The sequence below is a fragment of the Candidatus Tisiphia endosymbiont of Beris chalybata genome (assembly GCF_964026555.1).
Lineage (GTDB): Bacteria > Pseudomonadota > Alphaproteobacteria > Rickettsiales > Rickettsiaceae > Tisiphia.
In genome coordinates this window covers 805,414-831,634 of sequence record NZ_OZ032159.1, presented here as the reverse complement: position 1 = coordinate 831,634, position 26,221 = coordinate 805,414, and the positions used below count along the sequence as shown (strand labels likewise).

The 26,221-nt window shown below is 34.3% G+C and carries 23 protein-coding genes and 3 pseudogenes; 10 read left to right on the top strand and 16 right to left on the bottom strand.

Features of this window, described 5'->3' with window-relative positions; all coding sequences use genetic code 11:
* Positions 1–105 precede the first annotated feature (105 nt).
* The 5 genes and pseudogenes from AAGD44_RS03975 to AAGD44_RS03955 form a co-directional block, all read right to left on the bottom strand.
* Positions 106–381, bottom strand: a complete 276-nt coding sequence (locus AAGD44_RS03975; RefSeq protein ID WP_341763481.1) for a hypothetical protein — start codon at positions 379–381, stop codon at positions 106–108.
* 35 nt (positions 382–416) lie between these two features.
* Positions 417–913, bottom strand: a pseudogene (locus AAGD44_RS03970) (transposase); the annotation flags it as partial.
* Positions 883–1,041 (bottom strand): palindromic element RPE1 domain-containing protein, encoded by a 159-nt coding sequence (locus tag AAGD44_RS03965; protein ID WP_410521016.1) that lies wholly within the window; start codon positions 1,039–1,041, stop codon positions 883–885. The gene AAGD44_RS03965 and the pseudogene AAGD44_RS03970, both read right to left, overlap by 31 nt.
* A gap of 27 nt (positions 1,042–1,068) precedes the next feature.
* Positions 1,069–1,312: pseudogene (locus tag AAGD44_RS03960) on the bottom strand (transposase); the annotation flags it as partial.
* Between the two features lie 122 nt (positions 1,313–1,434).
* Positions 1,435–1,599, bottom strand: a complete 165-nt coding sequence (locus tag AAGD44_RS03955) for a hypothetical protein (RefSeq protein WP_341763478.1) — start codon at positions 1,597–1,599, stop codon at positions 1,435–1,437.
* Between the two features lie 239 nt (positions 1,600–1,838).
* Here AAGD44_RS03955 and AAGD44_RS03950 point away from each other — a divergent pair, with 239 nt between their 5' ends.
* The 5 genes from AAGD44_RS03950 (at position 1,839) to AAGD44_RS03930 (ending at position 6,018) form a co-directional block, all read left to right on the top strand.
* The gene (locus AAGD44_RS03950; protein WP_341763477.1) at positions 1,839–1,988 is read left to right on the top strand and encodes a hypothetical protein; all 150 of its coding nucleotides are present in this window, start codon (positions 1,839–1,841) and stop codon (positions 1,986–1,988) included.
* A 50-nt stretch (positions 1,989–2,038) separates the two neighbouring features.
* On the top strand, positions 2,039–2,332 hold the full coding sequence (locus AAGD44_RS03945; RefSeq protein WP_341763459.1) for a hypothetical protein: 294 nt from the start codon (positions 2,039–2,041) through the stop codon (positions 2,330–2,332).
* Between the two features lie 11 nt (positions 2,333–2,343).
* The gene (locus tag AAGD44_RS03940; RefSeq protein ID WP_341763476.1) at positions 2,344–3,237 is read left to right on the top strand and encodes an IS3 family transposase; all 894 of its coding nucleotides are present in this window, start codon (positions 2,344–2,346) and stop codon (positions 3,235–3,237) included.
* A 98-nt stretch (positions 3,238–3,335) separates the two neighbouring features.
* On the top strand, positions 3,336–4,508 hold the full coding sequence (locus AAGD44_RS03935) for a hypothetical protein (protein WP_341763475.1): 1,173 nt from the start codon (positions 3,336–3,338) through the stop codon (positions 4,506–4,508).
* Positions 4,509–4,731: 223 nt separating this feature from the next.
* Positions 4,732–6,018 carry an IS4 family transposase gene (locus AAGD44_RS03930; RefSeq protein ID WP_341763474.1) on the top strand — a complete coding sequence of 429 codons (1,287 nt, stop codon included), beginning with the start codon at positions 4,732–4,734 and terminating at the stop codon, positions 6,016–6,018.
* A gap of 143 nt (positions 6,019–6,161) precedes the next feature.
* On the opposite strand, the gene AAGD44_RS03925 is transcribed toward AAGD44_RS03930, so the two are convergent.
* The 6 genes from AAGD44_RS03925 to rplU form a co-directional block, all read right to left on the bottom strand.
* Positions 6,162–6,698 carry a hypothetical protein gene (locus AAGD44_RS03925; RefSeq protein ID WP_341763473.1) on the bottom strand — a complete coding sequence of 179 codons (537 nt, stop codon included), beginning with the start codon at positions 6,696–6,698 and terminating at the stop codon, positions 6,162–6,164.
* Between the two features lie 764 nt (positions 6,699–7,462).
* Positions 7,463–8,005, bottom strand: a complete 543-nt coding sequence (locus tag AAGD44_RS03920) for a copper chaperone PCu(A)C (protein WP_341763472.1) — start codon at positions 8,003–8,005, stop codon at positions 7,463–7,465.
* Between the two features lie 124 nt (positions 8,006–8,129).
* The gene (locus AAGD44_RS03915) at positions 8,130–8,726 is read right to left on the bottom strand and encodes a phosphatidylglycerophosphatase A (RefSeq protein ID WP_341763471.1); all 597 of its coding nucleotides are present in this window, start codon (positions 8,724–8,726) and stop codon (positions 8,130–8,132) included.
* Between the two features lie 18 nt (positions 8,727–8,744).
* Positions 8,745–9,992 carry an aspartate kinase gene (locus AAGD44_RS03910; protein WP_341763470.1) on the bottom strand — a complete coding sequence of 416 codons (1,248 nt, stop codon included), beginning with the start codon at positions 9,990–9,992 and terminating at the stop codon, positions 8,745–8,747.
* A 106-nt stretch (positions 9,993–10,098) separates the two neighbouring features.
* Positions 10,099–10,344: a 50S ribosomal protein L27 gene (gene rpmA, locus AAGD44_RS03905; protein WP_341763469.1), complete on the bottom strand. Its 246-nt coding sequence runs from the start codon at positions 10,342–10,344 to the stop codon at positions 10,099–10,101.
* A 23-nt stretch (positions 10,345–10,367) separates the two neighbouring features.
* The gene (rplU, locus tag AAGD44_RS03900; protein WP_341764677.1) at positions 10,368–10,685 is read right to left on the bottom strand and encodes a 50S ribosomal protein L21; all 318 of its coding nucleotides are present in this window, start codon (positions 10,683–10,685) and stop codon (positions 10,368–10,370) included.
* 395 nt (positions 10,686–11,080) lie between these two features.
* On the opposite strand from rplU, the gene AAGD44_RS03895 reads away from it, so the two are divergent.
* A complete protein-coding gene (locus AAGD44_RS03895) occupies positions 11,081–14,986 on the top strand; it encodes an autotransporter outer membrane beta-barrel domain-containing protein (protein ID WP_341763468.1) in 3,906 nt (1,301 codons plus the stop codon).
* A gap of 105 nt (positions 14,987–15,091) precedes the next feature.
* On the opposite strand, the gene AAGD44_RS03890 is transcribed toward AAGD44_RS03895, so the two are convergent.
* Both AAGD44_RS03890 and ubiA read right to left on the bottom strand, forming a co-directional pair.
* Positions 15,092–15,346 carry a hypothetical protein gene (locus AAGD44_RS03890; RefSeq protein ID WP_341763467.1) on the bottom strand — a complete coding sequence of 85 codons (255 nt, stop codon included), beginning with the start codon at positions 15,344–15,346 and terminating at the stop codon, positions 15,092–15,094.
* Between the two features lie 212 nt (positions 15,347–15,558).
* Positions 15,559–16,419 carry a 4-hydroxybenzoate octaprenyltransferase gene (ubiA, locus tag AAGD44_RS03885; RefSeq protein WP_341763466.1) on the bottom strand — a complete coding sequence of 287 codons (861 nt, stop codon included), beginning with the start codon at positions 16,417–16,419 and terminating at the stop codon, positions 15,559–15,561.
* A 225-nt stretch (positions 16,420–16,644) separates the two neighbouring features.
* On the opposite strand from ubiA, the gene AAGD44_RS03880 reads away from it, so the two are divergent.
* Complete coding sequence (locus AAGD44_RS03880; protein WP_341763465.1) at positions 16,645–19,137, top strand: valine--tRNA ligase; 2,493 nt, start codon at positions 16,645–16,647, stop codon at positions 19,135–19,137.
* Between the two features lie 376 nt (positions 19,138–19,513).
* Positions 19,514–19,657 (top strand): palindromic element RPE1 domain-containing protein, encoded by a 144-nt coding sequence (locus AAGD44_RS03875; protein ID WP_341763464.1) that lies wholly within the window; start codon positions 19,514–19,516, stop codon positions 19,655–19,657.
* On the opposite strand, the pseudogene AAGD44_RS03870 reads toward AAGD44_RS03875, so the two are convergent.
* Positions 19,652–20,104 (bottom strand): annotated as a pseudogene (locus AAGD44_RS03870) (transposase); the annotation flags it as partial. The gene AAGD44_RS03875 and the pseudogene AAGD44_RS03870 overlap by 6 nt on opposite strands.
* A gap of 468 nt (positions 20,105–20,572) precedes the next feature.
* Between AAGD44_RS03870 and AAGD44_RS03865 the strand changes: the two are divergent.
* On the top strand, positions 20,573–23,146 hold the full coding sequence (locus AAGD44_RS03865) for a PEP/pyruvate-binding domain-containing protein (RefSeq protein ID WP_341763463.1): 2,574 nt from the start codon (positions 20,573–20,575) through the stop codon (positions 23,144–23,146).
* An 82-nt stretch (positions 23,147–23,228) separates the two neighbouring features.
* Positions 23,229–24,332: an IS4 family transposase gene (locus tag AAGD44_RS03860; RefSeq protein ID WP_341763462.1), complete on the top strand. Its 1,104-nt coding sequence runs from the start codon at positions 23,229–23,231 to the stop codon at positions 24,330–24,332.
* A 204-nt stretch (positions 24,333–24,536) separates the two neighbouring features.
* On the opposite strand, the gene AAGD44_RS03855 is transcribed toward AAGD44_RS03860, so the two are convergent.
* Positions 24,537–25,280 (bottom strand): IS3 family transposase, encoded by a 744-nt coding sequence (locus AAGD44_RS03855; protein ID WP_341764676.1) that lies wholly within the window; start codon positions 25,278–25,280, stop codon positions 24,537–24,539.
* A gap of 17 nt (positions 25,281–25,297) precedes the next feature.
* A complete protein-coding gene (locus AAGD44_RS03850; protein WP_341763461.1) occupies positions 25,298–26,188 on the bottom strand; it encodes an IS982 family transposase in 891 nt (296 codons plus the stop codon).
* Positions 26,189–26,221 lie beyond the last annotated feature (33 nt).

The window sequence follows — 26,221 nt, the reverse complement described above, 5'->3', positions numbered from 1 at the left end:
AGATTAGTTGAGGCAATTATCAATTTTTTAAAAAATTACATATTTTATTAAGTAATTTGTCATTTTTAAATGAGTTTTACAGTTTTTAGTTGCCATTTCTCCATTTTAACTAATTTCATAAATATCCATAGCCTCTTGTCCAAAATATCGTACTATTCTCCTTGATGTATCGCATAAATTTGACATTACATTTTTGATCTGAGTCCCTGCTGTATTACTGATAGTTACAACACTTATTTTATATATTAACCTAAAAATCCAACGTAATGTTGGTGTAGCTGTAAGTTTCTTGACCTGATTAGGAATCATATCTTTATATTCTTCTAACGCCTTTCTGATTTTATATTGCGCAAAATTATACACCATTAAACAGAATGTCATAATTGCCAACAGCGCTTCTATTCTGCTCTCTTTCTTTAGATATAGAGCTTGTTGTAAAACCAAAGATATGATAATAATAAGCGATTTAAAAGTAATTTGCTCATAGCAATATAAATAAAATTTTGGGATGTTTGAGTTAAAAAATCATATTCCTTTGCTAATCTTCTACTTCTACCAAGCCAACCAAAGGTACGCTCTACTACCCAACGTCGCGGTTCAACCTTAAAACCCGACTGTTTAATTGGTAAACTCTGGACCGGAGTATCTTTATGAACCCAAACTCCATGCCTTGTTTTTCTCTTAACAATTTCCAAATCAATATCATACTCTTTATTAATATAATCCTTTAACTTGCTACCTTGTAACCCATATCAGACCATATTTTTTTAACAGCACTATATTTGGTTAACATATTATCTATTGCGGGCTTAATTCCATCTCTATCATTTTCATTTGCAGGTCCCACATAACATCCTAATACTAATCCTCCAGTATCTGTTATTATATGACGCTTTCTTCCATTAGACCTCTTGCATAACCTAATCTAATTGGTAATTTTGTCGTCGAAACTCCTCTCTGTTCCTCACGTACGTCTATGTACGCTGCGGTACTCGACTTCGTTTCTCCTAAAAATTCTTCAATTATCTTTAGGTTATGCAAGAGGTCTATTAACTTTCTTAACAGGATCATAACCGCATGGCCCCCCTCTTTCTGTGCATTTAACTGACTGTGAATCCACCACCCCGGCGCTTGGTTCTTTATTCTTACCAGCTCTTATCCTATTATATCCCGTTAATAGTTTATTCATTTTTTCAAATAATCCCTTTCTCTTCCAATCCCGAAAATGTGAGTAAACCGTACTCCAGTGCGGAAAATCATGTGGTAAATTCCTCCATTGACAAACGCTACGTGCTATATAGAAAATAGCATCTATTAGACCTTTTGCATAACCTAAAGATAATTGAAGAATTTTAGGAGAAACGAAGTCGAGTACCGTAGCGTACATAGACGTACGTGAGGAACAGAGAGGAGTTTCGACGACAAAATTACCAATTAGATTAGGTTATGCAAGAGGTCTATTATGTCTTTCTTACTATATTTAGGGGGTCTACCTCCTTCTTTGCATGATGGGATAAATAATTCTTGTATTAAACTCCATTCTCTTTCTTTTAGATCTGTAGGATATTTTGCTCTTGCCAATTTCTTATAACTCAACATCTTTGATTTGAAAAGCCCTTTCTTATTATTTCTCTAAACTCTCCTTATCCTAAACTCGCGTTACTAATGTCTACAGCTTAGTGACTTAAGCTATACTATAATTATTTTTATTTCGAGGTAACGAATAAAATACTTGCTATCCATTTTGTTTGATGCAATAATTAGTTGAATAACTAGCATACATTTTAATTTTAATATAGTAAAATATATCGTTAAGGATACTGCTCGTACCTGAAGAGTTGGTATACGAAGGTCAACTTCAAGAAGAGCGAGGAGTGGCAAAGTCGAGCAGCGCAGCGTACTATAAAGTACGTGAGCAGCGCAGATCTTTAGACATGACGACGCCAATTCTTGAAGTTCGTAATGCGCCCCGAAAACTAGAGCAGTGATAGAGAGACTATTTTATGTTAAAATAAATATAAAATAGGAGCAGTCGAAAATGAGTAAGCCAAAAAGTTACAGTAAAGAATTTAAGTTTAAAGTATCGCTAGAGATGATCCGAGGAGATTTGAGTATTGCTGAAATAATCTCAAAATATCAAGTTCCAAGGTCGGTAATGACAAGGTGGAAGAAACAATTTTTGGAAAATGGTGCTGATATTTTTAAGTTTAGCTATGAAAACGGTAATTCCTCTAGTTCTACAAGCGAAATAGAGAAACTGCATGCAACTATTGGCAAATTGAAGGTAGAAAACGATTTTTTGCAGCTCGTATCTGCCAAGTTGAAACTATAAAGAGGAAAGTGATGGTAGATAAGGATTATAAAGATTTAAGTGTTCGTCGGCAAAGTCAGCTATTGAATCTGAACCGCTCCAGCCTATATTACAAGGATTCGGAGAAGGATCAAGATAATTATTTAAGTAATAGAATAGTTGAGATCTATAGTAATTATCCGATATATGGTTACCGGCGAATAACGGCGATACTTAGGAGAGAAGTGGTAATTGTTAACAGCAAAAAAGTCAGGAGGTTGATGAAACTAATGAATTTGCAAGCAATTTACCCTTCGATTAATACAAGTAAAAGAAACCTAAAAGAAGCTATTTATCCATATTTGCTATCAGGGTTAGAGGTTATAAAGCCAAATCAGGTATGGCAGGTGGATATCACTTATTTAAGGGTACAAAGTGGTTTTATGTATTTGGTTGCATTAATCGATGTTTATACTAGATTAGTAGTAGGATATCGTTTATCAAATAGTTTAAATACAGAGAGCTGTTTGCTAGCGTTAGAAGATGCTATAGCTAAATATGGGAAGCCGTCGATAATTAATAGTGATCAAGGTAGCCAGTTTACCAGCGAGGATTGGATTAATGAATTGAGGAGATGCGTCATAAGCATCAGCATGACGGGCAAAGGCAGGTGTAACGATAATGCCCATATTGAGCGTTTATGGCGATCGTTTAAGTATGAGGGGTCGTATTTATACCGGTGTACTTCAGTTTTAGAGTTGAAAAATAATATCCCGAAATGGTTGAATTGGTATAACAATCAAAGGCCCCATCAGGCTTTGGAGTACAAAACGCCGTTTGAGATATATAGTGGATTTATGGATAAGTCTTGCGACTTACCCACAATTCCACTATTACCACAACAGCTACAAAATTATAAAAATAATATTTTTGTAGATAGTTTATGAAAATAATAGTCTCTCTATTTAAAGCTTTTTTGGTCTAAACATAGGGGCGCAGTTCAGTTGACCGAGTATATATAAGATAATTTAGAAAAGAGGTTATTATGCTACCAGTTTCAAATTACTCAAACACTAGTATAGGACATAATTCAACTAATAATATACATATTCTGCAGAATCAGCCTCCTTTTTTCCTTAATCACCCATTAACTTCACCAAATAATGTGGATATTGAAAAGGCTGAAAATGTGTTAAAGCCTTATAGGACTGTAGAAGAAATGGTGGCACATAACCCCATAAGACAAATTGAATCAGAGGTAGGTTTTAAGGATAAAATCCTAGAAAGAAGTAAAAGGAAGCTAGAAGCATCGCAGGCGCAGGAGTATGAGGATAATCTCCAAGCTTTATTTGAGGGGCCAATAGGAAGCAGGTTAGAAGAGCTGCCTGTGCCGCAACAGCAACAATGGCCTATAGGTAAATTTTCTCCTGAGCTCACATTTCATCTTTCTTCCGCTAAAATAAATTCTCCCTCCTTATATCAAGCTTTAACTCTTCTTAACCAACATGCTACCTGTGATGATCCAGCTACAATAGCCAAAAATGCCTCACTGGTTGTAGTATTAAGTAATAATCACTGGCGCCATCCCTTCTTAAATAGTCAAGATTTGCCTTTAGTGTTTATTGACTTGTCGGAAAGTAATATTAACGCTACTGAAACGGAGAAGATACTTGCAGCAGCGGATTATAAGATTGCTGTCTATACTAAGGAAGCGTTTGATCGAGTAGTTATGACTCCTTTAAGCTCTAGCTGTACCAAATTAATAACCCTGGATACCATGAAAGATATTAATCATGCCGAAAATATAGTAGAGACAGTAGCGGTGCTATTGAGTCAGTACGATATGAAACAACAGCTTATCCACCCTGAACAATATGATATAATACGTAATAACATACAGGCAGGGGGGGTGCTACCTTACTACTTAACAGAGCAGAATAATACATTCATATTTAACCTGGCTGCTCCTATAACCATGGCTTCCGTACAACAAAAAACGCCTAGTAACATCATACATAAACACGACGTGTTAATCAAATATTGGTTGGGGGGAACAGCTTGTGCAATTGGGGCAGTGATTACTGCAGCAGTTGTAGGGAGTGCTATAAAGTTAAAACAGTTCCTCTCCAGTTCTCTTCCTACGTGGGTGGATTCAAGTTTAGAGCCGGCGCCTGAGGAGCATAGGCTAGAGGTTTTAGGCAATCACGAAGAAGCCTAGGCTTCTGTGAAGGGAATTTTATCGCTTGAGTTATGCGGATCTTAGTCACTTTGTCGCACTGGTTTTTTTTATGTTTATAGTCAATTCAGGAGAAGTTGGTGACGTCGTCACTCGTCGCTTGCCTATGATATATAGGCTCTACCATAGTACCCTACGATTTTGGGTTGGAGGGTTGATTTAGGGAGGGAAGAAGTAGTATAAGGTTGATATTTTTTGAGAAACTATGCACCAAATACTACTTCAAGAATTGATTTTATATATAGACGGAAATAAATCAAGATTAAAATGTTTGTCTGGGATGATAATCAGTTTAATAACTGGAGGTTCTATCGACCCAAAGGGTTTAGCGCTTGGTATTTCAGGTGATGCTAAAGCATCGTCAAAAATCCATAGGATTTATCGATTGTTAAAAGAATTTACTTTTGATTATATGAAGGTTGCATCATTACTGTTAAGCTTGTTCGGTGTAGGAAATTATGTTGTAGCAATGGATCGAACAAATTGGAAATTTGGTAAAACAGATATTAATATTTTGTTTTTAGTAATTGTAATTGGTAAGATATCAGTGCCAATATATTGGCATTCTTTATCGCATGGTGGAGCTTGTTCTAAAGAATTTATGGAAGAATTTTTGCAGAAGTTTATTGACAATTTTGGGGTTGAAAAAATAAAATATTTACTTGCTGATCGAGAATTTATGAATAAAGAATGGTTAAATTTCTTAATAGATAATCATATAAGATTTGCTATTCCCCTAAGAACGGATCACCAAATTCGTCTTGAGAAAGGTTTAAAAACTTTAACGATTGGAAAAATATTTAATGATCTCAAAGCCTTAAAATATAAGGTTTGTGCTGGAATATTGTGGGATAGAAAAGTCAATTTTGCTGCATATAGAAATGATAAAAATGAACTGATGGTTTTGGTGTCATCAATTGAGGTCGAAGTTGATATTTTCGCTTTATATAGGTACCGCTGGTCCATCGAACGGTTGTTTAAGCATCTCAAAAGCGGAGGCTTTGATATTGAAAAAAGTCACTTAGTAAATTTGGATAGATTCAAAAAATTATTGGTGGTAACTGCTATTGCTTCAGCTTTAATAGTTAAGAATGGCTTAATACAAAATTCACTAAACCCAATCCGTATAAAACTCCAAAAAACCACTGAAAAACAATTATTTTCATTATTTACTTACGGGTTTGATCATATTAAAAATATCTTTTATCAATCTATCATTAATAGCTGTAACTCAACTAATACGCACCTTATTAATACCTCCAAAAATAGAACTTCTTACTACTTACTCTGCCTCCCTACAAAAATCGTAGGGTACTATGCCAATAACCATGCCGAGAGGCAAATAAAGCATCACGTGAAATACAGAAAAAACTCATTTTTTACATGGTCAACAAGAGGTGATAGATTTTTAGAACGGGCTAAATCTATTTTTGCCTCCTCAAAACTCCAATGTTTAAACCCTTTCCAGGAATTAATTAATCAACTCTCTTAAAAAAAATCGTGAACGGTCACACTTAATTTGGCTATATTATAAGGGCCTATTAATCGTTTCCCAGAAACTTATTCTACTACATTTCTGGGCTTTTTGAATATGGCCCCTGTCTTATTAAACTTAGGTAAAAATTTAAAGTGAATCTAGCGGTTTATAGGTGCCCATTCATTTTCTAAAGTTGTATAATCACTCTCAGAGCGTGGTTTCACCCCTATAACAACTCCTCCAGCTTTAATAGCATCTTCATACTCTTTAGCACGATCTCCTGGGATTCCTGAACCGATTAATGCCCCTGCTAGCCCTCCTGCTATACCACCAGCACCTGCACCAGCCAACCCTGCAGCAATAGGACCAGCTATCACTAGGCCTAGGCCAGGCACAGCTAAAACAGTTCCAATAGCAGCAATAGCAGCCGCTATTCCCCCCAAAGCTCCTCCTATTGCGCTGCCTGCTCCCAATCCTTCTAACGCCTTATTACTTAAATCGGTTTCAGGAAGTTCAGTATTCAAAAAATATTTATCTCTAGTGTCATTTGACATTAAAATATTAATATTATCTTTCTGATAGTTATGGTTTAATAAAATATTATAAGCTTTTTCGGCTGCTTCACGGGTATAAAATACTTTAGTAAGTAATTTATCATAATTATTTGATAGATTCGTTTGATCATTATTTAACATGATAGAAGCTCCTTTTGATTATAAGGTTATGGTAAAAATTGATATACTTATTTGCACATCTGAATTATTTTTCATTTTACAAGGATTCAGGCTATATGTTACTTCTGCGCGCCTACTTCCTCAAAATAAAATTAGGGTTCTTAAGATCAAAAGAGTATATTTACCTGGAATGTTGTTGTTCATTGCGCTGCTAACTGGATTACTCCTTTCTCCGTCTATAATCAATTAAGATGAGCTAAGGACCAGGAGCGAGGTGCGAATCCTAGGGATACTAGGGAAGCAACGAGCGACGACGTCCATAATTTATATTAATTGGCTATACCTATCTCCCAACCCAGCTGAACCTGAATATTACTTAATTTATTGGTAAAATAAACCCTCAAGGTTTTGCTAATAAGAGGACGCAATTAGATCATCGGTTAGTTACTATAATAAATAGCAGCTCTACAAAGAAAAACAAGGGAAATATAAATGAATATTAACGAGTGGGTAAATAATTTAACGTCTAAGATATTATCTACTATTAATTTTCAATTTCAATTCGATATAACTTGTTATATCGAATTGAAGGTTAATAAGGCCGCTACGTGTTAAGAACAAACCTATTGCAACAGAACCTATTAATAAAGAACATTCTGATGATTTGCTGCTATTCCAAACAGCCGAATTGTAGGAAGGAAATTACCTAAAATTTACGTTTTTTTACTCTTGTCTTGAGCTTCATCAGTATTTTTGTTAAATTAATTTCACTGTTTCTTTTTGCTCTAAGCAGTTTTTACTTCCACCTTCACAACTTTTTGTACACCATTATCAAAATATAACAATAAATCGAATTTATCGCCAACTTTTAAGGTATTTTTTAAGTCTAGCAGCATAATATGTAAATCCCCTGGTTTTAAAATAACCTCCCCTTTAGCAGGAATCACCAACTTATCAAGTTTTATCATTTTGCTAATGCCTTTTTCATCTACAAAGCTCTTATGCAATTCAACTCTACTAGCAACCCCAGAATTCACATTTATCAAATTATAGTCAATATCAGAGTTATTATGCAGCTTAAAATATACCGCCGAGTTATTATTACCTATATTTTTGCTAGTAATAGACGGTCGGGCCCAAGCTTTTACTACCTCAATCAAACTATCTGGAGCTGAGCAACTCTGGGGAGTGAAGAGTTTTTCTTCTCCCTTATTTTCTTGCTGTACTGGAACGATAGCTCCGGCAGGAGTACTACTATCTGCCAAACATATTGATATCTTAAAACCAAGACTAATGATAAGTAATATTATTATCTTTGGGAACTTCATATGTGTACCTTTAAATTAATTATTAATTGATCATATACTATTCAACCTCAATTCAATATAAGAATTTAAGTATTTTCAGGATAATCAATCTTCCCAACTTTAAGTCGAGGGAGGTTAAATATAGTTAATTTGTCCAGTCTATTATAGTAAAAGTTATAGCATATTGCAATACTGAGGCAAAAACTGCGGCTATTACATCATCTAACATAATACCCACCCCTCCTTTAATATTTTTATCGCACCAATTTATTGGCCATGGTTTTATTATATCAAAGAATCTAAATAAGATAAAAGGTAACACAAACAGGAAAACCCAATTAATAACTGGTTCACTTAAATATTTTATCACTTGTGAATAATTGATAAATACCAGAGAAAGAAAACTTAATATTACAGTTAACATCTGTCCTACTACTTCATCAATAACTACCTCTTTTGGGTCGTCTTTGTTGATATAGTTTGAGTAATGGGAAGAAAAATATACTCCCATAATGAATAACAATATACAACTTGAAAAAGCTATAATAACAATAGTGATAATGCGAGCTTGCAGTATAGAAAAGTCTGAAAGTAAAAAACCTATGGGATGTGCTGAGGTGTAATACAAAATTAAGTAACATAAAGGAAAAGCGGCTAAAGAGCCAAAAGTACCGGGGCAGTATTTTATCTTACCTATATAAAAAAAAGTTACAAATAATTCCACGAGTTTATTATATAACATACCTTCTCTAATAAAGCCTTATTTTTCTAATGCAAATAATTGATGCAAACAGCGTATTGTTTTTTCATTATCAGCATCTGTTATTAAAATAGAAATCTTAATTTCTGACACTTGTATCATATTAATGCTAATATTAAGTTTTTCTAAGGCCTTTAATATTAAGCTAATTAAGGTATGATCATTTTTAATACCATAGCCAATTATTGATACTATTGCAATTTGAGTATCAATGACAAAATTATTTATTTGTTTTTTCTTTTTTAACTCTTCTAATAAAAACTGGGTTTTATTTTTATCAGATAATGTCGCAATAAAATTATATTGTTTACTTATTGCAACATTTTCCATTAATTCTAGATGTATATTATGATCAGCAATTAGATGACAAATTTGATAAAAATTTATACAGCTTTGGTTTTTATACTCGCACTGTGCGTCTACTGTTAATTTTAGTAAATTTTTATTAGAGGTAATGCCAGTAATTTGGCTATTTTCCATAATTTGATCTCTTGCGGTAATCAAGGTACCGGTATTTTCGGTTGAGTTGGGGTCGTTAGATAAAAATGATGATAAAACACGTATAGGTACTTTATATCTAGTGGCGATTTCTAAACAACGTGAATGTAATACTTTAGCTCCACAAGAAGCAAATTCTTGCATCTCTTCAAAACTAATTTGAGATAATTTTTTTGCTTGTGGAACAATGCGGGGATCAGCAGTAAATACCCCAACTACATCAGTATAGATATCACATCTAGCAGCCTTCATAGCCACCGCAATTATTGATGCAGTTGTATCAGAGCCCCCTCTTCCAAGCGTAGAGGCGCGATTAGTGTCAGTAATTCCTTGAAATCCCGCCACAACTGGAATAATATTTTTATCCAAACATTTTTTTAATAAACCAGTAGAAAGATGTTTTACTAAAGCCTTACTGTGATTATTATTAGTAATTATTGGAAGCTGCCATGCTAACACCGATCTAGCCGGTATCCCCTCCTCTTGTAAATTAAGAGCTAATAAGGAGGCTGTTACCATTTCGCCGCTACATAAAGCAGTATCATACTCTGCTAGTTGCGCATTTGTCTGCAGGCTAGATACCTCGTTACACAAAGTAACCAATTGGTTTGTCACCCCTGCCATTGCAGACACAACTACTATTATTTTATTACCATCCTGTTGCTCAAGCTTGATAATTGGAATAATTTCTTTTATTCGTGCAATGTTAGCAACTGAGGTTCCACCAAATTTTTGAACTATTAATGGCATAAGTCAGGCATTAGATTGGCAAAACCTGAAGAATTGATATAATCATGTTTGTAACACTCATTCTCATGCTTTACGCAGCTAAATTTTAATTACTGCCTTTCTTTTACTATACAATATTTACTATTTTGTAGTCTCTTTTCGTAGAAAACTTTACTATACCTTCAATTAAAGCAAATATGGTATGATCTTTTCCAAGCCCCACATTTTTGCCTGGATGAATTTTAGTCCCACGCTGTCTAACGATTATGTTACCTGGTATTACATATTGTCCATCAGATTTTTTCAGTCCTAGTCTACGACCAGCCGAATCTCTACCATTTCTGGAGCTACCACCAGCTTTTTTGGTTGCCATTTTGTAATTTTCCTAATCTATTCTTATTGTTTGGTAATATCTAATATTTTTAGCTCAGTCAATTCCTGCCTATGCCCAGCCTTACGACGATAGTTCTGGCGTCGCTTTTTCTTAAAAATAATAATTTTACTATCTCTACACTGGTTAGTAATTTCTGCAGTAACGAGAGCTCCTTTAACCATTGGAGTACCTATAAATGAAGGTTTAGAATCTTCCCCTAACATCAACACTTGATCAAGTTGGATCGTTGCTCCTTTTTCACCATCAATTTTTTCTACTTTTATAACACTATTTTTGCCGACTTTATATTGCTTTCCGCCTGCTTTAATAACTGCGAACATAGAAAAATATCCCATAAATTTAAACAAATGTTAAGACGGCATTATATTACCCTGAACTTTTTAAGTCAATACTTATTCCTTATTTATAATAGGCATTATTGTAACATTATTATCACTGTTTTTAAACTTTATTTATATTTTATTACTAAAAATTAAAGGTTTAGCAACTATTAATACAAATATGGTTTCAAACCTGTCTATCATTAAGAACTGAATATAGCCCTTGTAAGGTAATTGTTTTACTTCAAATTGAATTGTAGCGTTATTGCTCTAAGGTTTTGCAATAAGTAATAAGGAATTTTTAAGTTTTTAATACTTCTATATTTTTTACTTTCTAAATCTATACTTTTACCCCGCTATATTCTTTAATAAATACAAACATAGAAAGGTTAAATATGAATAGAAACAAGCTTCATAAGAATTTATTAGACTTTCTGTATAAGTCGAAAATAGTGGAGGGATTTTTAGGAAAAACGAAGCCGAGCCGAACTGCGTACTCAAATGTACATGAAGAGGAGAGGCAAGTTTTGACAACAAAATCACCCAGTAGATTGACTTATGCAGAAAGTCTATTTACTAAAGCATCAATTATGGCAATTGTAACAGCCCTTAGTAGTTATTCTACAGCACTAGCAACCTCTGATGTTCGGGCGCCAGAGGGGGCAGCGCTAATAAATAATGGTAAATTAACTGATATTGCCGATCTGCACAACTGGCAGCAGATAGATCAACGAGGAGATCTTATTAATAATATGAACCCAGCGCAACCAGTAGATCATACCAATGCTCTATATATTGATGCTCCTTCGAATAAGACAGCAATTACTTATAAGGGGGATCACGCACTGGTGGCTGACGTGAAGGATAGGGTTATTCCGGCCATTAATCTAGGTGGGAATAACCCTAAGGCCATAGTAGTTCAGGAAAATATCACTATTGGTTCTATCTCCAAGGGAACTGTACCTATCGTAATAAATCCTGGTAAAATACTGAGATTTAGTGGTACTTCAGCTACTGAAGATAAACATGGATTCAAGGTAGGAGCAAATATTTATGATGGAGTAGGCAAAATAACAGTTCAGGGGGAATTGATAATCGATCCTATGGTCAATATTACTGATCCCGAAAGCGAGAAAAAAATTATACTTCGTGAAAATATTGTTTCAAGTCGCGAGAATCCTGGAATATTGACAATTTTAGGAGCTTGTCAAATAGAACAAAATATTGGGAGTAGTAATGCACGTTTCAATAGCGCAAATTTTAATACAACTGAGCAAGTAGATTTATTACAAAATGTTCGTGCCGCTCATATAAATATTGAAAATCTAGGTATCCTCAATATAGGAGGCTCTCTATTTACTAATAAAATAGACCTACTTAGTAATTCTGTAAAATTAATTATTGCCGATGGGCAAAAGATAGTAGGTAATATTAGTAGCCCAGAAGAAGCTGGCAACGGAGAGATAACATTTTTAGGTACTGGAAGCATTGAAAAAGGGGTAGTGAGAGGCTTAGGAAAACTAATAGTAGGGAAAGGCGATGTATCGCTCATTAGCGGCGCTCATAAGATTGATGAAATTCAAGGAAATGGTAGCAATACTCTATCTTTTAATCCTGGTTTTACTCTAGAAGGAAGCGTTAATTCAACAGGGGGTCAGCCCCTTAATTTAACATTTAGAGGAGGCGCAATTAATCAAATTAATGGCATAGTTGGAAGTACTGATAATCCGGTTGGTGATATCCAAGTGCAGCAGGGGAGCAATATTTTTGAGGATAAAGTCAATGCAAATAATATAATGATAGGTAATGAAGCAACTGCTATATTTGTTAAAAGTATAACAGCTAAAAATATTAAAGGTCTTGCAGATAACCAAGGTACAGTTAAGTTTAATAATAATAGTAATATTGTTGTTAATAGTAAAATTGGGGATATTAATCCAATACAAACCATAGAAGTAGCTAATGAAGATGTAGAAGTTACTGAACAGGTTTCAGTAGGAAAGATATTATTTTCTAGTGATAAAGAATCAACTTTAACGTTACTTAAAGCAGCTACTATAACTGAAGGAGTTGCTACTACCGGCAATAATCTTCATACCTTAGTGCTTGCGGAGGATTTTGATACTCTAACGGTACCGTTTGGCTCAAATACTAATAAGTTAAAAACCGTCCAGTTACAAAATGATAACTTAATTACTATTAATAGTAATAATTTTCATTCAAACCTATCTACAGCAGCGGATAATACCGGTAAAGTACTGTTTAAAGCAGATGGTAACTCTTCGTATGAATTAGGATCAAGTAACTTAAAATTATCTGAGGTAATTTTTGAAGGTAATTCTGAAGTCCAAGGAGATGTTTATGCTCATACTATTAGAGTAGCACCTGGAAAAAATGTAACTTTTGCTGGTACTAAACCACGCTCTAAAGATATAGCGGCATCAATTGTAGATGATATTGCATTGCCACGAGCCACGCAGTCTTTGAATTTTAATACAGTGATTGATGCTCCTAACGGACTTAACTTAGCAGCAGATAGTACTATAAATTTTACAACTTCCACTTTGGTTAAAAGTCCAATTAATAATGGGCGCATTAATTGCACAGGCGATACATGGTTTCAGAAGGAAGTAAATAACGCGGCTCACCTCAATTTCGCTCCAGGAAAATTGACTGTATTAGAAGGGAACATTTCCGCAACTAATATTACTGCTAATAACTCTCATATAATTATAATGAATCCTATAACTGCCGCTGGCGGTTTACATGCTCAAAATTTAACGTTAGATCTTGGTAATAATCAACTAAGGTATGCAGGGGATGCAGTATTAGCAGGAGAGTTAAAAATCAATATTTTTTATGATACTTCCACTTTAACTGGTGGCCATATTAAAATGCAAGACACCGCAACCATGGACTTAACAGGCGTAGAGAAGATGCTTATTAAAATAACCGCACGTTCTGATATTAATAACCTGCCTCAAGATACGCGACATAATCTGATTGTGAGTGATGGTGATGTACCTACAGTTGATGAGGATAAAATTACTTTAGATATCAATGAAGAAAATCATTTTGTAAAATGGGTAATTGAGCCTGGCACTTTAACATTACGTGCTCAGGATATATCAAATCCAGTTTTACTACGCACTGCTAGAAGCGCTGTGCCGCAGCAGCAGCAATTTATTGCCCAACTAGTTAACGCAGATCCAAATAGTGAAGCTGGACAGTACAAAAATAGTTTAGGCTTTATAATCAAGGATCAAAATGCGGCTAACGAAAGTATGGTCAAGCTACATAACTCAGAAGTACCAAACGGTCAGGAAACCCTACCTCATCACTCCGCTGAAATGACAGAAGACGGCATACTACAAACTAGTAACCATACTACTCTCAGAATGGCAACTTCGCAAAAACGAACTATTGGCGCAGGAGAGGAGGAATCAAGTCAATATGGAATTTGGGGCTCTCCTTTATATGGATATGCTACTCAAAAAATGAAAGAAGGGGCGAGTGGCTATAAATTAAAATCAATGGGAGGGGTATTTGGAATTGATACGTTTATCAATGATAATCTCCTTATTGGCGCCGCATATAGTAGGTTAAATACTAAAATGTCCTATAAGAATCAAAAAGTTGGGGATAAAACCAAAGGACAAGTTAATATTTTCTCTTTATACAGCTCATATAATTTCCCAAGCAACTGGCTGATTGAAGGAATATTTTCTTATGGGAAAACCCAGGTGAAGAATTTTGAAGGACGGCTAATGGGGGTTGGGGCTAATAGGGCTATTAGGGAAACAGCTATTGGTAAGTATAAAACCACTTATTGTGGAGGTAAATTACTGACCGGGTATAATTATCGAGCTAGTGATAAATTAGTGCTCACTCCTCTGCTAGGGTTAAGATATTCCCACTTTGCTGACTCCAGGCATCAGGAAACAGGTACCTCCTTTCAAAATATAATTTATCAAAAAAGAACTTACCATAAACTAGAGAGCTTAGTAGGGCTTAGAGCTTTAACTTCTGTAGTATTAAATGACATAGCACTAATACCAGAATTTCATGGTTATTTTAACTATGCGTTTAAACGAAAATCTCCTGTAGTCGAAGCGAGGCTAGGAGGATTAGACCGACCACTAGATAGCAAGATAATTAACCCTAATAGAAGGTATTATAACGTCGGTACTAGCTTAACTGCTAAATATAGAATGATGGAATATGGGGTAGCCTATAACGCTGACCTTGGTAAAAAATATATTGCCCACCAAGGTAGCTTAAAGCTCAGAGTTAATTTGTAAATACTTCTTAAAAAAGTTTTATAATATTACGCCTCTATACTCCTCTATGCGATATGAAAATAAATATTTTCATATCGCATATTAATATTAATTTATCTAACTTTTCTATGACATATCCTTAGTGGCCCCTAAATCCTGCACCACTTCCTCCAACGGCGGGAGATAAAATATAGGCTTCATATATACAGCAATTGGCCCAGCTCCAGCTGGTGCTTGAACGTCTAAATTTGAGTATGGTGTTCCTTTAATTTCCTTCTTGCCAGCATCTTCCTCTATGTTTAGAGATGCAAAATTTACGCAGCCACGGGATTTTTTAAGTGAACTGCTTCTTGCGCTTTCCTGTAGTAGTGCTTTGGACATACATATACCTGCCTTATTTATCTTTTGTTTAAAGTTATGGTTCGAGTTAAACCGTTTAAACTTATATAGCAGATTTTTAAATTGTAAACTCCTTTATATAAAATTAAAAAACCAGATTGATGCCTTAAGAATTACTCTATCCTACCCCCAAAAAGCCTGTCAATGGAAATAATTAATTTTATTGTAAAAAATATTAGAATTTTAGGAAAATGTTAATAATTTATCCGCTCCCCTAAGCAGCTTAACGCCAGCGCTAACCCTACATAATTGGTATTTTTAAACCTAGCCAGGCAATTATTTGGATCAGTGATTTTTAAAGTTGTTACTTGCCACATTAATAAAATATAGGCGATTAATACTCCTATGTAATTAAGATGTGTATGGGCAAGGGCGTTAGCTAATAAGAATAATATTATAAAAATAGTATAATAAATATATAAGTGGCATAGGTAATTCTTCTCTTCTAAAAGAATTGACATAGATTTAACTTTAATTTTTTTATCATCCTTTATATCCATAAAGCCATAGATAGTATCGTAACCTATAGTCCAGAAGCAGCAACCAACATACATAATAAACGATTCTAAAGAAATTCTGTTAATTACTGCACTACTACCAATTAAAGCGCCAAAATTAAATACCAACCCTAAAAATATTTGAGGTAGGTAAATAATTCTTTTCATTAATGGGTATAAAATTATTAGGATAAAAGCAAGAAAACCTAAATAAATAGAGGTTTTATTTAATGATAATAAAATGGTTAAAGAACAAGATAATAATACAGCTAAAAAGACCAAAGCTTCTTTAACAGTAAGAGAACCATTCGCTAACGGCCTATCCTTAGTTCTGAATACATATTTATCTAAATTTTTGTCACAAATGTCATTAATAATACATCCACCTCCTCTAGTAATAATGCTTCCAAAAAAAAATAATATTAGTAATCGTATTAGCTCTTGATTGGAGGTTGTCGTCAGGAATAATCCAAAATATGCTGGAAAAAATGAAGCCATATATCCAGTAGGGTTAGGCAATCTCATTAATTTTAATAATAAAAATATCTTACTTATCATTGTTTTTACTATATTGCAGTTATATACTGCTCATACTTCAAGAATTGGATTTTATTTTAAATGGCGAGCGCGCGCAGCGTACATGCTAGTATGTGAGCACGTGAGTCCATGATAAAATAAAAAAACAATTTTTGAAAGACGAGTAGTATAATTAAAGTTTATCTAATTGGCATCTTACGGTAACTATGATATATCTTTGCTTAATTTAATTATATAATTTTCATTATGGCAGAATTTCCAAAACATTATAACTTCATAGAAAGTGAAAAAAAATGGCAAAAATTTTGGCAGGAACAAAAAATATATTTATGGGATCCTAATGATACGCGAGAAAATAGTTTTATAGTAGATACGCCGCCACCTACTGTATCTGGCCAATTACACATTGGGCATGTATATAGCTATACTCAAGTAGACTTTATTGTCCGGTTTAAGCGAATGCTAGGGAAAAATATCTTTTACCCTATAGGCTTTGATGATAATGGTTTGCCTACTGAACGATTAGTTGAAAAACAAAAGCAAATTAAAGCTACCGATACGGAGCGACATAAATTCATTGATATTTGCCGGGACGTCATTATTTCAGAGGAAGAAAAATTTCGGGCTCTATTTAACCAAATCGCTTTATCAGTTGATTGGAACTTGGAATATCAAACTATTAACCCGTTATCCCGCAAAATATCTCAAATGTCGTTTTTAGATTTAATACAAAAGGGAGAAATTTACCGTAACAATCAACCGATATTATGGGACCCAGTAGATGGTACTGCTTTAGCGCAAGCAGATATTGAGGATAAAGAAAGAACTAGCGTGATGTATGATATCGTCTTTTATACTGATAGTAGCCATAAGATTATTATAGCTACCACCAGGCCTGAATTGCTACCCGCGTGTGTTGCTATATTTTATAACTCGAATGATCCAAGATACAGTCACCTGAAAGGGCATTTTGCTATCACCCCACTTTTTGGTAATAAAGTACCAATTTTAGCAGATGATTTAGTACAAATAGATAAAGGCACTGGCCTTGTTATGTGTTGTACCTTTGGCGATGCCACAGATATTAGTTGGTGGAAAACATATAAGCTTCCTTTAAAAATTATTGTAGATAAGAAAGGTTGTATTAATTTACCAAGTGAATTCTCTAATTCTCCTTTTTATTGTCAGCTTGACGGATTCAAAATAAAAGATGCTAGAGGAAAAATTATAGAAATCTTACAAGCAGAAAACTTATTAATTAATCAAGTAGAAATTACTCAAACGGTTAAATGTGCTGAACGTTCCGGTGCTCCCTTAGAAATACTTACTACCCCTCAATGGTTTGTGCATACAATAAAGCATAAAGATATTTTAATGCAACGGGCCCGTGAGCTGAATTGGTATCCTGAAAATATGAAAATCAAATTAGAGAATTGGATAAGTAGCATAGCTTGGGATTGGTGCATAAGTCGTCAACGTTATTTTGGGGTGCCCTTTCCTGTTTGGTATTCAAAAAAAGTAGGAGAAGAAGGGAAACCTTTATTTGCTGATATTACGCAATTACCTGTTGATCCTCTTGTCGATCTGCCAACTGGCTATCTTCGGGAAGAAGTAGAGGCAGATTATGATGTTATGGATACTTGGGCAACCAGTGCGGTTTCTCCGCAATTAAGCAGTCATGGGATCTCAGAAAATTTTAGTGTAGATCTAGCACGTCATACTAAAATATTTCCTGCAGATTTACGGCCCCAAGCTCACGAAATTCTTAGGACCTGGGCTTTTTATACTATCTTAAAAGCACAATTACATGAGAACACGCTGCCTTGGTATAATATTATGGTGAGCGGATGGTGCCTAGCAGCCGATCGCAGTAAAATGTCAAAATCTAAAGGAAATATTATTGTCCCTGAAGAATTGCTGGCCCAATATGGTTCTGATGTAGTACGCTATTGGAGTGCTAAATCTAGGTTGGGGGCAGATAGCGCCTATTCGGAAGACGTAATAAAAAATGGCAAAAGGCTTGTTAATAAATTGTGGAACGCTTGCAAATTTGCTTCTATGCATTTTGATAAACTGGAATTGATAGATCAAGTTGCTGCCCCTTCTGAGCTAGAGCCAAGGATTTGCCATGAATTTGATAAGTGGTTACTATTTAAATTAAACGAGCTGGTGAATACAGTTGAAGCCTACATGGAAAATTATGAATATGCACATAGTATAGATTTAATAGAGAAATTCTTCTGGGCAGTATTTTGTGATAATTATTTAGAAATAACTAAATCTAGAACTTATAATAAAGAAGGTTTAGATGATAAGGGGCAACATAGTGCTATAGCTACTTTATATCAGGCAGTACAAATTTTACTGAAATTATTAGCTCCCTTTATCCCGCATGTAACAGAAGAAATCTGGCAAATTTTATATAGCAAGAACTCTATCCATTCTAGAGGTAATTGGCCTAAAACTGAAAATCCCTTGGCCGACATAGAGATAAGGCATTCAGAACAATTGATAAAAATATTGGATTTAGTGCGAAAAGCTAAAGCGGGAATGAATTTGTCCGTAAAAGCTGATATAAGCTTACTAGAAATCATAGGAGAAAAATTACCTGAAGGTTTAATATCAGATCTTAAAAATGTGACTTCCGCCGATAAAATAGAATTTGTTAAAGAATTTTCCTTAAATGGCCAAGTGTTAGAAGGAGAAAATATAAAGGTCAATATAGTTTTTGCGTCGTAACTATTTTTGATTACCTGCATAAGACAATCTATACTGCTCGTAACTGAAGAGTTGGTAGACGATAGAATCAACTTCAAGAAGAGCGAGGAGGATCAAAGTCGAGAAGCGCAGCGTATAGCATAGACTATTAAGGTGTGTACAGGGTATTTATCTTCAAGTGTGCACGACTACTATGCTTTCCGCATACTATCGTGTATGTATCATAATGACATAAGCTATACTATAAAGTCATATCTTTACCCACAACTATTAAATTGGTTAAAAATGTCATAAGTTAAAGTAATATCTTTGAGTCTAGTAAATGCGAGTTTAGGATAAGAACAAAGGAGGATTAGCAGAAGTAACTAATTTCAAGCTAAGTTTTTTAATAGACCTCTTGCATAACCTAAAGATAATTGAAGAATTTTTAGGAGAAACGAAGTCGAGTACCGCAGCGTACATAGACGTACGTGAGGAACAGAGAGGAGTTTCGACGACAAAATTACCAATTAGATTAGGTTATGCAAGAGGTCTAATGTAATTTAAATCCCATAAACCACCCATAACTACTCATACCAATTTTAGCAATTTTACCAAATACTTTATTGCTACCTGTACGTTTATTATGGCAAATTGCTAATTTTGTAGAGTCGATGAAATATATCCCTGTATCTTCTCCTCTTAATAATTGCATTAATATTGCTAATGGTAGTATTAGCCTAGGCCACAGCTGAATTATACGGCTATAGCTTGGCAAGTTAAAATAACCTCGATATTTATAGGGTAAATGGTATAAGTAATAATTTTTAAAATCTTTGCAAGGAGATAAATAAAAATATAATACTATAGTTAATAATTCACAAAGAGTTAAACTTCCTTGTCTTTGGCGCTTCCTATCAGAAACAATCAACTTCTTACCTTCCCATTCTTGATAAATTTTACAAAAATTATCTATTAAATAATATACTGTTGTGATACATTTCTTCATGTTGAGTTATCTTGATTTTCTTTAAAAAATTTCTTATAACTCAACATCTTTGATTTGAAAAACCCTTTCTTATTACTTCTCTCAACTCTCCTTATCCTAAACTCGCGTTAGTAAGGCTTCCGCTATTTTCGCTTCACTCCAGCCTTTATCTCGCAAAATTACGGCTTTGATCCTATCGCATACATCTCTACTCTTCTCCGTCTTGTGACGCTTCCTAAGACGCTCGATCTCTTCTGGATTTAAATTATTGTTCATACAACTTGTAATAGACTATTTTTCCGTTATTTTAAGCATTATCATTCATGATGGGTATATCGCTTTGCAATAATTTGTTACACTTAATTTTGCTCTTGCTTACCTAAATTAAATTTACAGAAAGAATGGTACACTAGCGAATGGGACTTGGTATAAGTTGTATTATGTTAATTGTTTAAGGAATAAGATAATCTAAAATGAGGGATATACAAAATGTCTAAAGAAGAAATTGTAGAAAATAAAGCTGCTGGCACCCAACAGACTCCTAGTTATGCTGATTCTCAAATAGAAAAGGATGCGCAGTTGTATGGCTATAAAGCGGCTAATTTAATTAAATTAGGCCATGTGGTAGCAAAATTTAACGAAACTGCAATAGGTAAAAGATTAAATGAATTATCTATCAAATTAACAGGTAGCGGGATAAAGGCAGAAGTGCCGAAGTTTATTCTGGTAGGAGAAAAAGAATTATATCAACATTTAGATAATTATGTACCTACGTGGCATTATTCTTGGGAAGAAGCCAAAACTAGTATTAAGAATCAGCAAGTGGCAGGTACTTTAAGCGCTGAGAGTGAAGAATGTTTCCTTAAGTTGCAGAAGATAATTACCAACTGTTTTAATGCTCATGAATTTCCGTTAGAAAGTCCTGGGTCACCTGAGATAATAGAAATGGCTCGGAGTAGCGGCCGGCATGAGGATAGGGCCGATATGGCTAATCCTGGTGGTAATGAAAGTTTGCCGTGTGATGCCAGTAATGCAGGTAGATCTAGGGCAATTGGTCAGGTTTTAGCCTCTTTTTTTGGCGCTAAGTCTTTTAATCAACGTCTAGCAAATGATCCAGCTAATGAATCAATACTTGAACTACCAGGCGGTGGGGTAGTATTGCAAGAAATGGTGGGAGAAGGAGTCAATGGCTACAGCCAAGTTTACTCTGGGGTAGCTTATACTGATGGTGATACAGTTAAAGTGCAAGTAGCACCTGGTCATGGGGAATATGTGGTAAATAGTAAAGCACCATGCGATACTTATAATCTTGGTAATAATGGAATAGTACGGGCAGAAATTGTTGCTAAACCGTTTCGTGATAAACCTAAGATAAGTAATATCGCGGGACAGAAGCAAGTAGAATTAGAGCAAGTAGAGAATGATGCGCTTTTAAAATATTCTCCTTCACTAGGCAATCAGTTAGTTCCTCTATATATGCAAGAATTATTTAAATATCTAGAGCAAGAGTATGGTATAAGGTTAGATCTAGAATACATCTATAGTCCTGCAGCTATAAAAAGTGGCAAGGATCATGTTATTAATGTAGTACAAGGCAGGGCAATACCAGAAGGAAGCCAGAAGGGACGTATTCCTTCAACAATATCACCAGAATTTTTAGCTAAAAATAAGTTGCAAATTATTAATGGTCTGCAGGTAATAACTCTAGAGATTAAGAGTGCAGCCTTTATTACTAATATGAACCAACTAGTACTTGCCGATAATTGCGATCAGGCTGAAAGTAAATATAATGCGATAAGCGATAAATCTGCTATTAAAGCTATAATTGTTCAAAATAGGGAAGAGGCACTTTCACATGCTTCTGGCTTTTTTCTGGGTCAAGGTTTAGTAGTAATGCAGGTAAAAGATACGAGTAGGGTAGAAAAACTATTACGCGGAAATTCTACGCTACCCTTAATTGCTGATCCTCAACACAGTAAAATTTATCAACTACCACCAGAGTATGCAAATGTTACTGAAAAACAGTTGTTTGAACAAGAGGTGTTAGTGAAAGGAATTTATGGCTCATCTGCATCTAATTATATAACTGCCTTAAAATATGATTTTTCTGAAGCAGGCAGAGTACAGATAACCCCACTATCAACCGACTCAATGTTAGATATAAATGTTGGCCAGGTAATATTAGATTCTCTAACTGGCAGTTCAGAGAGTTTTGAAAAACTATTATCAATTGTTGCTACGGCTTTTGAGTATAGGAAAGATGATGATATTTCCATATCGGATGATAAAGCCTTAATACTGCGTGATAACATTAACAAACTAACTACTTTTCAGATTGGTCAGGAGAATGGGGAATGTAGACAAAAACTTGGCTACACTTTAAGAACAATTCTAGAGAGTAATGAAAAAAAAATAATTAATCCTGATTTAGGTAAACAAGCGATGATAATTGGTAGTGAATTATATTTGCTACTTAATAAGATAGAAACACTAGAGCCAGATAAATTAAGTGAAATACAAAAAAATAAAATATATATAGAATATTTTGATGTTCTCAAGAAGTTTGAAGGTTTAATAATAGGTGGTGGCAATTCTTTAGCTCAAATCTTAGAAGCAAATAAATATAGGGAAATAGCAAAAAAGTTAAATCCGCACCTTACTGAAGAAGCTAAAGAACATTTAATAGACAATTTAAGACTAGGAGATTATCTATTAAATAGAGATTTCCACGAAAAAGAAACTACCAAGAAATGGAATGAATTCTGCGCGCGCATTTGCTCAAGCCAGGACCCATCTATGGCTAAAATACTTAGTACTTTCACAGCAAAATTGGTTTCTTATGATGCCCATGAACAATGGCTGAAGTTTATTTTTGTTGAAGTAAATGATCCTAAAGATCCCCAAAAAACTTTAGCTAAGTTAATAAACGATTTAAATGAAATTGATCTAACTAAAATCCAGCAAGCAGTTAAAGCAATTAACTCGTTAGAAAAACAAATATCGCAATGGGCTGAGCCAAAGAATTTTGAAGGATTATATGAAAACCCTCAGTACATGACATAAAGGTTAACAAGGAAAAAAACAGTGGATAACGCATGATCAAAGTCCTATAACTTAAGTTGTCTAAGACTTAAGGAGAAGGAGAATGACTTCAGCGTTATCACAACTATTAGGAAACTATTTTTTTAAGAGTTTTGCAAGTATAAAATTAATCGAGCAGATAATAACAGGATTGTTCTATGTCAGAGATGTCAATCTTACTCAACTAGCTTTGGTAGTTCAAGGAGCTGGCAATGATAATTCTCGATATCGCAAACTACAAAGATTTTTTTCTGGCTTTAGTTTTTGTTATACTGCACTGGCTAAATTATTAGTAGCATTTGCCAAAATTGAATCAGAAAAATGGTTGTTGGCTTTGGATCGTACTAACTGGAAATTTGGCAAGCTTGATATCAATATTTTAGTATTATCAATCTGCCATAATGGCATAGCTATACCAATCATGTGGGACATGTTACCAAAAACTGGCGTTTCAAATAGTGGTGAACGTCAGAAATTAATAGGTAGATTTTTGCAAGTATTTGGAGTAGAAAAAATATCAGCATTGCTTGGAGATCGTGAATTTATCGGTGATGACTGGTTGAAATTTCTAGCAGATCGTAATATTCCATTTTATATAAGAATTAAGCAAAATTTAACTATTGGTAGATCAGAAAACGAATTAGTGACAGCAAATCCATTAGTAAAGAAGTTACAGAATAATGAATATAAAGTACTCAGAGGTAAGAGATATTTAGGTAAGAACTATAAAGGACCTAAAGTTTCTGTGGCTGCTTTGCGTAACGGAGAAGGAGAATTAGTAATTATAGCAACCAATGACAACCCCTATCAGGCCTTGGATATTTACAAAAAACGCTGGGAAATTGAAAATCTTTTTGCATGCCTTAAGACGCGTGGCTTCAACTTTGAAAATACCCATTTAGTACATTTGGATAGAATAAACAAATTATTAGGGATATTAGCTATAACTTTTACCTTTGCTTATACTGTGGGCTTATGGCGGCATTCTATCTGGCCTATAAAATTGAAAACTCACGGCAGAAAGGCTATGTCACCTTTTAGGTATGGACTTGATTACTTACGAAGAATATATTTAAACCAAGGGCAAATGTACAAGGAACTATCCAGCATTATTGATATATTTATCAAGCCTCTAATCCCCAAATTACCAACAATTATATCATGTTAACCTTTATGTCATGTACTGAGATGAAAACCTTCAGGAAAGTTTAAAACTAATCAGTGAAAACCTTAAATGGAATGCTAAGGCTAGTAATTTAGAGAAAATCCTTATTACCCAGCAAGTTTATAAACTTGCTGATCAAGTGCTTGATGAATGAACTGCGCCCCTATGTTTAGACCAAAAAAGCTTTAAATAGAGAGACTATTATTTTCATAAACTATCTACAAAAATATTATTTTTATAATTTTGTAGCTGTTGTGGTAATAGTGGAATTGTGGGTAAGTCGCAAGACTTATCCATAAATCCACTATATATCTCAAACGGCGTTTTGTACTCCAAAGCCTGATGGGGCCTTTGATTGTTATACCAATTCAACCATTTCGGGATATTATTTTTCAACTCTAAAACTGAAGTACACCGGTATAAATACGACCCCTCATACTTAAACGATCGCCATAAACGCTCAATATGGGCATTATCGTTACACCTGCCTTTGCCCGTCATGCTGATGCTTATGACGCATCTCCTCAATTCATTAATCCAATCCTCGCTGGTAAACTGGCTACCTTGATCACTATTAATTATCGACGGCTTCCCATATTTAGCTATAGCATCTTCTAACGCTAGCAAACAGCTCTCTGTATTTAAACTATTTGATAAACGATATCCTACTACTAATCTAGTATAAACATCGATTAATGCAACCAAATACATAAAACCACTTTGTACCCTTAAATAAGTGATATCCACCTGCCATACCTGATTTGGCTTTATAACCTCTAACCCTGATAGCAAATATGGATAAATAGCTTCTTTTAGGTTTCTTTTACTTGTATTAATCGAAGGGTAAATTGCTTGCAAATTCATTAGTTTCATCAACCTCCTGACTTTTTTGCTGTTAACAATTACCACTTCTCTCCTAAGTATCGCCGTTATTCGCCGGTAACCATATATCGGATAATTACTATACGTTAATTCTGGATAAGAGAGTTATGAATATATAGATTAAAGTCAAGTTTTGTGGAAGGTTTAGTTTTTTTTAGAGAATAAGCAACTAGGGTAGAAAGAATATGAACAAAAGCATTAATAGGAGATCTATGTCTTGTATGTTCAAGATTCATTTTATTTTTTAAAAAATCAAAAACTGTTTCAATTAAGTTTCGTTTTCGAAGCAAGATTTTTTCCTTTAAATCCATTAATTTATTCGCCATATTTTTCTTAATTCCATGAATCATTTTTAAGCCTCTTTCATATAAATTTAAAAACAAATTTTGCTTGATATATCCCTTGTCAGCGGCCATAATGCCAGTTAATCCTTTAGTTAATTGCGCTACCGGAACTCTATCATCTACATTACCATTAGTCACTTTTAATGCCATAATTTCTCCTTGGTTATTAATTATTAAATGTAATTTAAAGCCATAAAAATATCCCATAGAGGATTTACTATGTTTGGCTAATCCTTTAAAAACTTTATTACTATAGCGTCGTTTATTGTGACAAGCTTTAATTGTTGTAGAGTCAATAAAATAAATACCTGTTTCTTGCCCAAATAATAAATGAATCAACATATTTAAGGGCATGAATAATCGCGGCATTAAAGCAACAAATCTGTTATAGCTTAGGGCGCTAGGGAAGTCGTTCTTATGTAAATATTCGACGTAAGTTTTATAGAAAAATTTAAAGTTCTTAGCATGCGATGTATGAAACATAATTATTATTGTTAACATTTCGCTTAAACTCATATTACAAGCGCGATCTCTCTGCTTATTGGATGGTAATAATTTGCTCTTTTCATATTCAAGATAAATTTTACAAAAATCATCTATAAAACTATATAATTCTGTGATATCTTTCTTCATGCCTACAGTTTGTTTTTTTGTTCAAAAACTTCA

Coding starts and splice junctions, on each gene's coding strand:
- AAGD44_RS03865 (WP_341763463.1), top strand. CDS start 20,573: ATGTCTAAAGAAGAAATTGTAGAAAATAAAGCTGCTGGCACCCAACAG.
- AAGD44_RS03955 (WP_341763478.1), bottom strand. CDS start 1,599: ATGTTGAGTTATAAGAAATTGGCAAGAGCAAAATATCCTACAGATCTA.
- AAGD44_RS03850 (WP_341763461.1), bottom strand. CDS start 26,188: ATGAAGAAAGATATCACAGAATTATATAGTTTTATAGATGATTTTTGT.
- AAGD44_RS03975 (WP_341763481.1), bottom strand. CDS start 381: ATGACATTCTGTTTAATGGTGTATAATTTTGCGCAATATAAAATCAGA.
- AAGD44_RS03910 (WP_341763470.1), bottom strand. CDS start 9,992: ATGCCATTAATAGTTCAAAAATTTGGTGGAACCTCAGTTGCTAACATT.
- AAGD44_RS03925 (WP_341763473.1), bottom strand. CDS start 6,698: ATGTTAAATAATGATCAAACGAATCTATCAAATAATTATGATAAATTA.
- AAGD44_RS03860 (WP_341763462.1), top strand. CDS start 23,229: ATGACTTCAGCGTTATCACAACTATTAGGAAACTATTTTTTTAAGAGT.
- AAGD44_RS03880 (WP_341763465.1), top strand. CDS start 16,645: ATGGCAGAATTTCCAAAACATTATAACTTCATAGAAAGTGAAAAAAAA.
- AAGD44_RS03895 (WP_341763468.1), top strand. CDS start 11,081: ATGAATAGAAACAAGCTTCATAAGAATTTATTAGACTTTCTGTATAAG.
- AAGD44_RS03915 (WP_341763471.1), bottom strand. CDS start 8,726: ATGTTATATAATAAACTCGTGGAATTATTTGTAACTTTTTTTTATATA.
- AAGD44_RS03945 (WP_341763459.1), top strand. CDS start 2,039: ATGAGTAAGCCAAAAAGTTACAGTAAAGAATTTAAGTTTAAAGTATCG.
- rpmA (WP_341763469.1), bottom strand. CDS start 10,344: ATGGCAACCAAAAAAGCTGGTGGTAGCTCCAGAAATGGTAGAGATTCG.
- AAGD44_RS03935 (WP_341763475.1), top strand. CDS start 3,336: ATGCTACCAGTTTCAAATTACTCAAACACTAGTATAGGACATAATTCA.
- AAGD44_RS03930 (WP_341763474.1), top strand. CDS start 4,732: ATGCACCAAATACTACTTCAAGAATTGATTTTATATATAGACGGAAAT.
- AAGD44_RS03890 (WP_341763467.1), bottom strand. CDS start 15,346: ATGTCCAAAGCACTACTACAGGAAAGCGCAAGAAGCAGTTCACTTAAA.
- AAGD44_RS03940 (WP_341763476.1), top strand. CDS start 2,344: ATGGTAGATAAGGATTATAAAGATTTAAGTGTTCGTCGGCAAAGTCAG.
- rplU (WP_341764677.1), bottom strand. CDS start 10,685: ATGTTCGCAGTTATTAAAGCAGGCGGAAAGCAATATAAAGTCGGCAAA.
- ubiA (WP_341763466.1), bottom strand. CDS start 16,419: ATGATAAGTAAGATATTTTTATTATTAAAATTAATGAGATTGCCTAAC.
- AAGD44_RS03920 (WP_341763472.1), bottom strand. CDS start 8,005: ATGAAGTTCCCAAAGATAATAATATTACTTATCATTAGTCTTGGTTTT.